The 12,119-nt window shown below is 58.2% G+C and carries 11 protein-coding genes; 10 read left to right on the top strand and 1 reads right to left on the bottom strand.

Annotation, left to right across the window (positions count from 1 at the left end; genetic code table 11):
- Positions 1 to 86: 86 nt before the first annotated feature.
- The 8 genes from BLS41_RS37930 to BLS41_RS40270 all read left to right on the top strand — a co-directional run bounded on the left by BLS41_RS37930 (position 87) and on the right by BLS41_RS40270 (position 7,592).
- The gene (locus tag BLS41_RS37930; protein WP_074774850.1) at positions 87 to 944 is read left to right on the top strand and encodes an IclR family transcriptional regulator; all 858 of its coding nucleotides are present in this window, start codon (positions 87 to 89) and stop codon (positions 942 to 944) included.
- A complete protein-coding gene (locus BLS41_RS37925; RefSeq protein WP_074774847.1) occupies positions 944 to 1,750 on the top strand; it encodes an SDR family oxidoreductase in 807 nt (268 codons plus the stop codon). Before BLS41_RS37930 ends, BLS41_RS37925 begins: the two co-directional genes overlap by 1 nt.
- Complete coding sequence (locus tag BLS41_RS37920) at positions 1,743 to 3,401, top strand: thiamine pyrophosphate-binding protein (protein ID WP_074775013.1); 1,659 nt, start codon at positions 1,743 to 1,745, stop codon at positions 3,399 to 3,401. The genes BLS41_RS37925 and BLS41_RS37920 overlap by 8 nt, the downstream gene beginning before the upstream one ends.
- Positions 3,394 to 4,224, top strand: coding sequence for an aspartate dehydrogenase (locus BLS41_RS37915; RefSeq protein ID WP_074770845.1), 831 nt, complete (start codon positions 3,394 to 3,396; stop codon positions 4,222 to 4,224). The genes BLS41_RS37920 and BLS41_RS37915 overlap by 8 nt, the downstream gene beginning before the upstream one ends.
- A 44-nt stretch (positions 4,225 to 4,268) precedes the next feature.
- Complete coding sequence (locus BLS41_RS37910) at positions 4,269 to 5,759, top strand: aldehyde dehydrogenase (RefSeq protein WP_074770844.1); 1,491 nt, start codon at positions 4,269 to 4,271, stop codon at positions 5,757 to 5,759.
- Between the two features lie 18 nt (positions 5,760 to 5,777).
- Positions 5,778 to 6,740 (top strand): VOC family protein, encoded by a 963-nt coding sequence (locus BLS41_RS37905; protein WP_074774844.1) that lies wholly within the window; start codon positions 5,778 to 5,780, stop codon positions 6,738 to 6,740.
- Between the two features lie 123 nt (positions 6,741 to 6,863).
- Positions 6,864 to 7,253, top strand: a complete 390-nt coding sequence (locus BLS41_RS37900; protein ID WP_074774841.1) for a RidA family protein — start codon at positions 6,864 to 6,866, stop codon at positions 7,251 to 7,253.
- Between the two features lie 69 nt (positions 7,254 to 7,322).
- A complete protein-coding gene (locus BLS41_RS40270; protein ID WP_074774838.1) occupies positions 7,323 to 7,592 on the top strand; it encodes a DUF1488 family protein in 270 nt (89 codons plus the stop codon).
- Positions 7,593 to 8,660: 1,068 nt separating this feature from the next.
- Here the strand turns inward: BLS41_RS40270 and BLS41_RS37890 are convergent.
- Positions 8,661 to 9,227: a helix-turn-helix domain-containing protein gene (locus BLS41_RS37890; RefSeq protein ID WP_074774835.1), complete on the bottom strand. Its 567-nt coding sequence runs from the start codon at positions 9,225 to 9,227 to the stop codon at positions 8,661 to 8,663.
- Between the two features lie 469 nt (positions 9,228 to 9,696).
- Between BLS41_RS37890 and BLS41_RS37885 the strand changes: the two genes are divergently transcribed.
- Together BLS41_RS37885 and BLS41_RS37880 are read left to right on the top strand one after the other, a co-directional pair.
- Positions 9,697 to 10,380: a response regulator gene (locus BLS41_RS37885; protein ID WP_074774832.1), complete on the top strand. Its 684-nt coding sequence runs from the start codon at positions 9,697 to 9,699 to the stop codon at positions 10,378 to 10,380.
- Positions 10,377 to 11,810: a heavy metal sensor histidine kinase gene (locus tag BLS41_RS37880; RefSeq protein ID WP_074774828.1), complete on the top strand. Its 1,434-nt coding sequence runs from the start codon at positions 10,377 to 10,379 to the stop codon at positions 11,808 to 11,810. The genes BLS41_RS37885 and BLS41_RS37880 overlap by 4 nt, the downstream gene beginning before the upstream one ends.
- Positions 11,811 to 12,119 lie beyond the last annotated feature (309 nt).

Below are 12,119 nucleotides of genomic sequence, written 5' to 3'. Positions count from 1 at the left end.
AAGAGTATGCGAGCCGGCATTTCGATTACGCCCTTGCCAGGTTCAATACTAAAACTGTTCAGTGGAGGCACTGGACGACTCCTAACATGAATGACGCCGAACACGTGAATGACGAACTGCGGCATGACGTCCTCAGGGCGCCGAGCCTAGCTCGTGGCCTGCAGGTCCTCAATGAATTCTCGAGCCATGGCTGCCCGATGAGCGCGCCAGCGCTCTCGCGGCGTCTCAAGATTCCCCGCACGACTCTGTTTCGGTTGCTTCACACAATGGTATCTCTCGGCTTCCTAGAGCGAACCGATAATGGCCGTACATTTCGTCTCGGCGTGGGCGTTCTGCGTTTGGGATTTGAATCCCTCAGTTCTAGGGAAAAGACTGATATCGGATTACAGGTTATCGAATCTTTGTGCGACGAGACAGGGCTTACTAGCCACATTTTGGTCCGTGATGGACGTGATGTCGTCGTCGTTGCCAAAGCGCAAAGTCGTCTCAGAATCTTCTGTTCGCTGAAGGTCAATGTCGGTACCCGTCTGCCCGCTTATGCAACGACGCACGGCCGGGTGCTGATGGGCGACATGACGCTCGACGATCTGAAGAAGCTCTATCCCGAGCCGGAACTGGAGCGCTTCACGAAGCAGACGCCCGCCACCGTCGAAGACTTGTATGAGCGTGTGCGCGACGACGCGCAGCGTGGTTTCGCGATCAGCGAGTCGTCGTTCGAACGCGGTATTTCAGTGGTCAGCGTGCCGGTGCGCAACGACACGGGGCGCATCGTCGCGGTCATCACGACGACGATTCCGCGCCACGAGATCGACGCGTCGCTGCTCGACAGCGGCCTGATCGACAAGGTCCGCCGCGCGGCCGACGAACTTTCGCAGCGGCTCAACTATCGGCCGAAGAACGCGCCGAACGCGGGCAGCCAATACATGAAGGCACTGGGGCTCTGATGATCCAAATCGATTTGACCGGACAGGTGGCGGTGGTGACGGGCGGTTCGTCCGGCATCGGCCTCGCGACTGCCGAACTCTTTTTGCGGGCGGGTGCATCGGTTGCGATCTGCGGCCGTAACACCGAGCGTCTCGCGCACGCGGAAGCCGCGCTGAAAGCGAAGTTTCCCGCCGCGCAACTGCTCGCTCAAGCCTGCGACGTACTCGACGCCGACGACGTCAACGCCTTCGCGCAAGCCGTGCAAACGCGCTTCGGCCGCACCGACATGCTGGTGAACAACGCCGGCCAGGGTCGCGTCTCGACGTTCGCCAACACGACCGACGACGCCTGGCGCGAAGAACTCGACCTGAAGTATTTCAGCGTGATCCGCCCGACCCGCGCGTTTCTGCCGATGCTGCGCGATGCGGCTGGCGGCGGCAACGCGGCGATCGTCTGCGTGAACTCGCTGCTCGCGCTGCAACCGGAGCCGCACATGGTCGCGACTTCGTCGGCGCGCGCGGGCGTGCAGAACCTCATCAAGTCGCTCGCCGTGGAACTCGCGCCGCAGCATATTCGCGTCAACTCGATTCTGATCGGCATCGTCGAATCGGGTCAGTGGCGCCGCCGTCACGCTGCGGAAGCGCAGCCGGGCCAGAGCTGGGAAGACTGGACCGCCGAACTGGCGAAAAAGAAAAACATTCCGCTGGGTCGCTTCGGCAAACCCGAAGAGGCCGCTCAAGCGCTCTTTTATCTGGCTACCACGCTGTCGTCGTACACGACGGGCAGTCACATCGATGTTTCTGGAGGCGTTGCACGACATGTCTAACAAAACCACCGTTGGCGAACTGATCGCCGCTTTCCTCGAGCAATGCGGCGTTCAAACCGCATTCGGCGTGATCTCGATTCACAACATGCCGATCCTCGACGCGATTCATAACCGCGGCAAGATCCGCTATGTCGGCGCGCGCGGCGAAGCCGGCGCGGTCAATATGGCCGACGGCCTCGCGCGTGTCTCGGGCGGCCTCGGTGTGGCGTTCACCAGCACCGGCACCGCAGCGGGCAACGCAGCGGGCGCAATGGTCGAAGCGCTGACGGCAGGCACGGCGCTGCTGCACGTCACCGGTCAGATCGAAACCGAATATCTGGATCAGGACCTCGCGTATATCCACGAAGCACCGGATCAACTGTCGATGCTGTCGTCGATTTCGAAGGCTGCGTTCCGTGTGCGCTCGGTCGAAACCGCGCTGCCGACGATCCGCGAAGCCGTGCGCGTAGCGCAAACCGCACCGAGCGGTCCGGTCAGCGTCGAAATTCCAATCGACATTCAGGCTGCGGAAGTGGAGTGGCCCGCCGATCTGGCCGCCCCGCACGTCACGACGCTCACGCATTGCAGCCAGCGCGTCGCGCAACTGGCCGAGCAACTGGTCAACGCGAAGCGTCCGCTGTTGTGGCTCGGCGGCGGCACGCGCCATGCTGCGAAGGCGGTCGAGCGTCTGGTGGCGTTGGGCTTCGGCGTGGTGACCAGCGTGCAGGGCCGCGGCGTGCTGCCGGAAGATCATCCGGCGACGCTCGGCGCGTTCAACGTGCATGCAGCGGTCGAAAGCTTCTACAAGACGTGCGACGCGCTGGTGGTGGTCGGTTCGCGTCTGCGTGGCAATGAGACGCTGAAGTACAAGCTGGCGCTGCCGCAACCGCTGTATCGGATCGACGCCGACGCGCTCGCCGATAACCGCGGTTACCGTAACGAGATGTTCATTCACGGCGATGCATCGGCCGTGCTCGAAGAACTCGCGACGCTGCTCGAAGGCCGCCTCAAGGTCGATCCGAAGTTCGCGCAAGACCTGGCGGCAGCACGCGAAAGCGCGGTCGCCGACGTGGGCAAGGGTCTCGGCCCGTACAAGCGCCTCGTCGACGCGCTGCAAGCCGCAGTGGGCCGCGACTACAACTGGGTGCGCGACGTCACGATCTCGAACAGCACGTGGGGCAACCGCATGCTGAAGATTTTCTCGCCGCGCGCGGGCGTCCACGCACTCGGCGGCGGTATCGGCCAGGGGATGCAGATGGGCATCGGCGCGGCGCTCGCGGGCAATGCGGCGAAGACGGTGTGCCTGGTCGGCGACGGCGGCCTGATGGTCAACGTCGGCGAACTCGCGACGGCCGTGCAGGAAAACGCCAACGTGATGATCGTGCTGATGAACGACCAGTGCTACGGCGTGATCCGCAACATTCAGGACGCGCAATACGGCGGCCGTCGTTGCTACGTCGATCTGCATCAGCCGGATTTCGCGCAGTTCTGCGAGAGCCTGAAGCTCACGCATTACCGCATCAAGTCGCTCGATCAGGCCGACGCGATCATTCGCGAAGGCATCGCGAAGGCGGGTCCGGTGCTGGTCGAAGTGGACATGCTGTCGGTCGGCTCGTTCGCTACCGCGTTCGCAGGCCCGCCGGTCAAGGAACAGGAGCCGGAACATGCGTGACGCCGGCTACGCGGGTCACCACGCTCCCGTCGATGTCGCGATGATCGGCTTCGGCGCGATCGGCCAGGCGGTGTATCGCTCGGTTGCCGCCGATCCGACCGTGCGCGTGTCGCACGTGATCGTGTCGGAGCGTCATATGGCGTCGGTGCGCGAAGTGGTAGGCGACTCGGTGGACGTGGTCACGTCGGTGTCCGCGTTGAGCAGCCAGCCGCATTTCGCGCTGGAATGCGCGGGCCATAGCGCACTGGTCGATCACGTGGTGCCGTTGCTGAAGGGCGGCACGGATTGCGCGGTGGCATCGATCGGTGCGTTGTCCGACATGATGCTGCTCGACGCACTGTCTGCTGCCGCCGACGAAGGCGACGCGACGCTCACGCTGTTGTCCGGCGCGATTGGCGGCGTGGACGCGCTGGCCGCAGCCAAGCTCGGCGGCCTCGACGAAGTGCTGTACACGGGCCGCAAGCCGCCCACGGGCTGGCTCGGCTCACCCGCCGAACTGGTGTGCGATCTGAACGCGCTCACCGAAGAAACGGTGATCTTCGAAGGCAGCGCGCGCGAAGCGGCGCGACTCTATCCGAAGAACGCCAACGTGGCGGCGACGATCGCGCTCGCGGGTCTGGGCCTCGACCACACCACGGTCCGCCTGATCGCCGATCCGAACGTGACGCGCAACGTGCATCGCGTCGTGGCGCGCGGCGTGTTCGGCGAGATGTCGCTGGAAATGTGCGGCAAGCCTTTGCCGGACAACCCGAAGACGTCCGCGTTGACCGCGTACAGCGCGATTCGCGCGTTGCGCAATCGTGCAGCCCGCTGCGTGATTTGAGACCCGAGTTAAGACATTAGCTGAAGCAAACCGGAACGACCGACATGACTCACTTCGATACCAGCCTCGTGCCCAACGGCGATATTTTTATCGGCGGCGAATGGCGGCAAGGGCGTGGCAACCCGTACAAAAGCCTGTATCCGGCGGATCAGTCGGTCAACATGGAAATCTCGACGGCGAATGCCGACGACGCCCGCGACGCCATTGAAGCCGCCGATATCGCGTGGCGTAAAGCGGACTGGTCAGGTCTGAAGCCGCATCAACGCGCGCTGATTCTGTACCGCATCGCCGATCTGATCATGGCGCGTCACGAAGCGCTCGCGCAATTGCAGCGCCGCGACAACGGCAAGCCGATCGGCGAGACGCGCGTGCTGGTGGCGAGCGCGGCGAACACGTTCCGCTATTTCGCAGCCTGCCTCGAAACACTGGACGAAGAAGTCACGCCGTCGCGCGGCGACTATCTGACGATGAGCATCTACGAGCCGATCGGCGTGATCGCGGCCATCGTGCCGTGGAATTCGCCGATCGCGTCCGACGCGCAGAAGCTCGCTCCCGCACTCGCTGGCGGCAACGCGGTGGTGTTGAAGCCCGCTGAAGTCACGCCGTTGATCTCGCTGGCGCTGGCGCGCATCTGCGAAGAGGCGGGTGTGCCGAAGGGTGTCGTGAGCGTGGTGCCGGGCAAAGGTTCGGTGATCGGCGACGTACTGGTGCGTCATCCGCTGGTGAAGAAGGTGTCGTTCACGGGCGGCACCGAAGTGGGCCGCGGCATTGCGCGCATCGCGGCGGACAAGCTGATGCCGGTGTCGCTCGAACTCGGCGGCAAGTCGCCGACCATCGTGTTCGACGACGCCGATATCGACCACGCCGTGAACGGCGTGCTGTACGGCATCTTCAGTTCGTCGGGCGAGGCGTGCATCGCGGGTTCGCGTCTGTTCGTGCAGCGCTCGATTTACGACACGTTCATGAAGCGCCTCGCTGAAGGCGCACGCAAGCTGCGCGTCGGCGATCCGTCGCGTGCGGAAACGCAAATGGGTCCGCTGATTACCGCAGCGCATCGCGAAACGGTCGAGCGTTACGTCGCCCTCGGTCTCGAAGAAGGCGGCCGTCTGCTGTGCGGCGGCGAGCGTCCGGTCGGCGACGGCCGCGAGCAGGGCACGTATTTCCAGCCGACGATTCTCGAAGGCCTGACCAACGACGCGCGCATCTGCCAGGAAGAAATCTTCGGACCGGTGCTGGTGGCGATGCCGTTCGACGACGAAGCGTCGCTGCTGAAAGACGCGAACAACAGCGTGTTCGGCCTCGCCGCCGGCATCTGGACGCGCGACTACAAGCGCGCTTACCGGATCGCCCGCGCGCTAGAAGCCGGCACCATCTGGATCAATACGTACAAGCTGTTCTCGATCTCGACGCCGTTCAGCGGCTGGAAAGAGAGCGGCATGGGACGCGAGAAAGGCCGGCTCGGCATCCGCGAATACATGCAACAAAAGAGCCTCTACTGGGGCTTGAACGACGCGCCGCTGGCGTGGGCGAACTGAATACGCAAGAGGCACGTTATGACGATTCTCGGCATTGAACAGATTATTTACGGCGTGACGGATCTCGCCACCTGCCGCCGCTTTTTCGCGGACTGGGGCTTGAAAGAAACCGCGCACGACGAAACCCACGCGCGCTTCGAAACGCTGAACGGCTGCACGATTCTCGCCGTCGAGGCCAACGATCCGTCGCTGCCGCCCGCGTTCGAAGAAGGTCCGACGCTGCGCGAAGTGACTTGGGGCGTCGCGACGAAAGCCGAACTCGACGAACTGCGCGGCCGCTTCGCCGGTCAGCCGGGCCATTTCGAAACCGACAACGCGGTCGGCTGCATCGACCCGAACGGTATGGCGATTCGCGTCGAAGTGACCCGCAAGCGGGCGCTCGACGTGCACGGTTCGCCGTCGAACGTGTGGGGTCAAACGTTGCGTGTCGATCAGCCTTCGCCGATCTACGAACGCGCGGAGCCGGTCGAAGTGGGACACGTCGTGTTCTTCACGAACAAGCTCGCCGAACAGGAAAAGTTCTACCAGGAACTGCTCGGCTTCGAAATGTCGGACCGCTATCCGGGTCGTGGCGCATTCATGCGCTGCGCGCCGCACGGCGGCCATCACGACATTTTCCTGCTGGCATTGCCCAACGGAAAGCGCGGTCTCAATCACGTCGCGTTCACCGTGCGCGATATCCACGAAGTGTTTGGCGGCGGCATGCACATCAGCCGCTGCGGCTGGGATACGCAACTCGGGCCGGGACGTCATCCGGTGTCGTCGGCGTACTTCTGGTACTTCCAGAATCCGGCTGGCGGTTTGATCGAGTATTACGCCGATGAAGACCAGCTCACGCCCGACTGGCAACCGCGCGATTTCGAACCGGGTCCGACGGTGTTCGCCGAATGGGCGATCGACGGCGGCATCGACGGCAATACGCGTCGGCAGAAAAATGCGAAGGCGCCGGAAGGCAAGTTCATGACGGAGCAGAAGAAATGATGGACTTTCTTTGTAGCTGTACTTTCAATTTTACAGCAGAGAAGCAGTAGATATGTGTTTCTGTAACAGATGCGGCAAGCTTTCCGTTAATTCCTTTATTTTGCCTGAGCGACCTGCAAAGAAATGACCCAAATTATCAAAACCCATTTGCCCGAAATCGGCCAGCCATTTTCATGGGCGACACACGCATCCGGCGTAATTTACACGGCACACGGTCCCATACGAGCAGACGGGTCGATCGATATCGGTCCAATCGAAAATCAGGCCCGTCTTACGTTCCAGAACCTCAAGCTTACGTTGGAGGCCGCAGGTGCGTCGCTCAAAGATGTCGCTCAGGTGCTGATCTACCTTATCGACGTCGAAGAAGTACGGACAGTCGATTCCGTCTATCGCGAGTTCTTCGAAGAACCCTATCCGAATCGCTCGACTGTTATAGCAAAAGGGTTGGTGGTGCCGGGAATGAAGATTGAAATCGTCGTTTATGCCTCCGCGCCCGCAGGCCTCGGCTCCTAAGAACGCCGAAGCGGTGTTTCGCTTCCGGCTGATGCGCTCACAACGTCTTGATGAAAGAATGAGGATGGCATGCTCGCAATAAGAGGGAGGCCCGGATTTTTCGGTGAAGGGCTACTATTGACCTTCACTTTGATTGTGCAAGGCCGAGATATCGCGTGCGCAGTAACTCGCGATGCACTAGAGCGACATCTCCTGAATCAACGGGAGGCCGATGACGCAGCGCTCGTATCGGCTTTTGAGCGCGGACGTCGGCAAATCCTGGATGCCGCAGAACGGAAAAATCAAGCCGTAGAAAGCGCTCGAATTTTGCTGACGGCAGGGGATCTTGGAGAACCTTAGAGTGCGTTTCAAGTCGCAATAGAGGGGCCGAGCTGTTGACCGGATCGTGCCAAACATACGCATCGGGATCGCCGCTTTCGTGGTCGGCCCTGACTTGGGATATAGGACAATTCGAGCGCTGATAGCAGTCATATTTCTGGTCTAATCGCATCGTTTTAGCAATCTGAAGGTATCACCATCAGTCGCTCAGTGAAAAGCTCGGGCTGCTCAAGACCTGGCAGGTGCGCTGCTGCGATCAGCATCTCGATGCCGACCGTTCAAGACTTCATGAGGTTTCATCTGCGCAATGCCATACGGGGAAAGTCGGCCTCTTGATTGCTCTCGGGGCAACTACAAGAGAGGCATGACGATTGCCACCAGTGCAACCGGCCGCTCGCGAAGTGGGAACTGGCTCACGAGCAGCGCTATCTCGGTGATGCGCCGGAGCGTCGAGAGACCCAAAATGGGAATGTCTGATTGCTGTTAGCTTCCAAGTGACGTCCTCAGATTGATTGGTGAATGCGAACGATATGAGTTGATTTTTTGTATAAGCTAACAAAAATTTAAGGAGCGGAGGCTTCAACAGAATCTCCCCTACGGATCGGTTCACCGTGCTAATTGGTCGGATTTCAATGTCCATTGCACCAAGCGAAACGAGAGGTTCGATTTATTGGAAAACGCCGCTGCAGGAACGCCTCGAGACGTGGTTTGACAAAAAATCACAACCATCTTGCCACGAACACATATCGCAGTATCGGGTGTAGGAGAGTTGTGGCTTTCACGCCATCCATTCGCGGATATTTGCACCGGCTTCGGAAAGGCGGCCCGCCTGAACGGCATCACACATTGAGGGAGTCCCGAAGCCTAGAAGGGTGGGAGGCGAGAGGGGCGAGTATCTGTGCAACCGGAGTCAAGGCAATTGTCAGACGCCCGGCTGCCGCCGCGTTGTTTCCCAACCGTTCATGTTGGAGGGGCTGGCTATCAATGATAGGCGCGAATGGTCATGGCGTTGATCTGCGGTCGGCTTCAATCTAGTGAAATGCCGTAGACAAAGGTGTAGCTCGGAAAGCAAGAGTTTCAGTGTGCGGACTAAAATAGTTTTTGAGTTCCGACCCAAACAATCACCGTTTCAGTTGGCGCGATATTTTTCCAGCTATGTGGCAAGGTAGACTCGTAGTGAGCGGAGTCTCCCGCTCGCAATTCGAACTTTCTTTCTTCTAGTGTCAATGATAATTCACCCTCGACAATGTAAATGAATTCCTCGCCGGCGTGCGTAGTTACCTCAGAACATGGGCGTCTCGGCGGCATTCGTACCAAAAATGATTCCATCTTGCCGGCTTGAGTTGAATTGGTAATCTTGGCCAGTAAATTTGACGACTTTGTAACGCAAAAAAACTTTTGATTCCCGCTCCTGAATATCGTACGTTCTTCGCTTGGCGTGTCGAGGAAGTATTGAACAGTCACTCCAAGTGAATGGGCAATGCCGGAAAGAGATGTTAGGGAAGGACTGGCCATGCCCCGTTCAACTTGCGAAAGAAACGGTTTTGAAATGCCGGCCGCAGTGGCTGTATCGTCAAGGGTACGTTTTAAACGTTGCCGTAAGGCACGGATTTTCCTGCCCAGAGCGACGGATAAATCGTCGGTTTCGTATTGCATATTGTGTAGGCACTATGGTCGACATCAGGTTGTGGAAAGAAAAGTCTCGATGCTAAGCTCTTCTTGAACGTTATAACTTCGTCACACACCAGGTGGATCAAACGAAGCCGGCGAGCGATCTCGTTCGGCCTTGAGTCTGCTGGGCTAGAGGTGGCTGCCAGCTGTCGCCGACAGCCTGTGTCGCGAGCAGGGAAGATATTACGAAATTGATCGACGTATTGCAAAGTGTGATCTACTCCAAGCGCCAACGGATCGTTGCGCGCGATTCGCTTCCAAAAATGTCACGTTTGCCAGTTTCATGACAAGTTCATGCCCTGTATTCCAGGGTAGGCTCAAGCATTTTCTCCAAGCATAACCATATCATCGGCAACGCGATGCCGGCACTGAGTCGCCCGAGAGAATGTCGCGTGTTGCGAACTTCAGGCAGCAAGTCCGTCGATGAATCGGCCACACAATTCGGATCGATGTAATGAAAGTACTGGTGATCGACGATGAAATAAAGGTTCTCAACTATCTTCGCAAAGGCCTTGCAGAGCATGGCTGGACGGTAGATTGCGCGGCAGATGGGCATGACGGTCACGAGAAGGCACTCACTTTTGACTATGACGTCATCGTTCTTGACGTGATGTTGCCCGGCATGGACGGATTCGCCGTTTTGCGGTCGATTCGGGAGGAAAAGCAGACGCCGGTGATCATGCTGACCGCTCGCGAGAGGGTGGACGATCGAGTTAAGGGTTTTCGCGATGGCGCAGACGACTATTTAATTAAACCGTTTTCCTTCCTGGAACTTACGGAACGCCTTCTTGCCCTGATACGGCGTAATCGGGTTCAAGAGACGATGTCCGTCACCGTGGGTAATCTGGTAGTTGATTTTGTTAAACGGCAGGCCTGGCGTGACGGTCTTCGCCTCGATTTGACGTCAAAAGAATTCTTGCTCCTGAGCCTATTGGCGCGACGCGCGGGTGAAATTGTTTCTAAAACTGCCATCACGGAGTATGTGTGGGACCTCAATCTCGAAACTAATGGCAACGTGGTGGAATCGGTGGTGAAGCGGTTGCGCGCAAAGCTCGATGCTCCCTTCCGCAGCAAAATGTTGCATAACATCCGGGGGATGGGCTACTTACTGGAAGAACGAATGCGGACCGACGTATGAAGTGCCCATCAATCACTGTCCGATTGACACTTCTGTTCGCAGCGGCTGCAGTGGGTGTCTTTACAGTTGTAGCTGGAGGACTGTATTTCGTGATGCGGACGCAGTCCCGAGACAATCTATGGGAATCACTCGAAACGCGTGCCGCAATCGCTCAATCAATCGTGCAGCACGTCACTACACTGGAAAAATGGCCTGTTGTCCGCGATCGCCTCGCAGACATTAGCTTGCCCGACAGAAGCACTTTAATACATATCGCCTCAAGCGACCCGAGATTCGCCTATGGCCCTTCGATTCAGGGCGATGTCAGTCAGCGATTTGAAAATGGCTACAAATTGATCTACGTAATCGGGCGTCCCTACCCGATGCTTGTCACAACGATCAGCGTGAAAGCCGATGGCCAGAGACCTGAGCTTCAACTGACCGTAGCGATAGATAGTGCCAATAGTGCGCGAACGGTGCATGCATTATTCCTGTCGATGTCGATTCTTTTCATTGTGGCCAGTTGTGTCGTCGTGCTGCTAGGCTTTACGCTTTCACGGATCGGTTTGCGTCCTCTGCAGCGGCTTTCGGATGAAGTAGAGGGGCTGCGTCCTGATAACCTGAGTCACCGACTTGGTGTCGAAAGTCTACCTCGCGAACTGCATAATCTCGCGGTCGCTTTCAATGCTGCACTTGCCCGCCTGGACGAAGCATTTGCGCGTCTCGCGTCGTTCAACGCGGACGTTGCTCATGAGTTGCGGACGCCCATCGGTATCGTTATTGGAGAAACCGAGGTGGCGCTTGCCCGAAACCGATCGGTTGACGAACTTCGCTTTACTCTGCAGTCAAACCTCGAAGAATTCGCGCGACTCAAGAGGATTGTGAACGATATGCTTTTTCTGGCGAAGGCTGATCGCGGCGAACACGTCAAAGAGCTCCGTTCGGTATCGTTGCGAGACGAGTGCATGAACCTGGTGGAATTCTTTGAGACGCTGATAGAAGATGCCGCATTGAGCGTGCTGGTAGAGGGAGACGCACATGTCGAGTTAGACGTATCTCTGTTTCACCGCGCGCTTTCTAATTTACTGCAAAATGCTATTGAGCATGCGCCTGCGGGAACCGAATTGAAAATAGACATTGTCGATCTTAATGAAACCGCCAATCTGACGGTTTCGAATGTCGGATCGGCAATACCGGAAGGGAAGATTGGTCGCCTGTTCGAACGCTTCTATCGGGTTGAAGAAGCACGGACAAACAGTAATCGAAATCATGGACTGGGTTTGGCTATAGTCAAGGCTGTTGCAGCAATGCATGGCGGTACAGTCATGGCGAGAAGCGCGAATGGTTTGAATAGCTTTTCCATTTCGCTTCCTGGAAGCCAGTCTGCTTACCATGGAATCCGTTCGACTGAGTCCAGCAATTACGCTGAGGATTTACGAATGGAAATCTAGCCGTAGAAAGGGTAACAGGGATGACAGATGCGCTTAGCGTAAGCGCCATCTGTCTGACAGGTTTGCCCATGTTGCGCCAGCGTTTGGCCATGGCTAACACGTAGACTGAAGTCGGAGTCTGGGGATAAGTTATGCGTTGCATGACAGACCGGAATCCACTTGCACTCTTAATCTACGAAGGAGTCGGTCATGATTCGATCAGCCTATGTTGCAATAGCCGTCACTTGCATGGCCTGTGCCACGTCTGCGTTCGCGCAGGAGACTAACGAAAAGACTGACGCGAGTTCGAATGCGACGAGGCAGGATTCG

Origin of the sequence: Paraburkholderia fungorum, from assembly GCF_900099835.1 — a bacterium.
Lineage (GTDB): Bacteria > Pseudomonadota > Gammaproteobacteria > Burkholderiales > Burkholderiaceae > Paraburkholderia > Paraburkholderia fungorum_A.
Note: the sequence above shows the minus strand (reverse complement) of the source record. Positions and strands in the feature narration are given on the sequence as shown.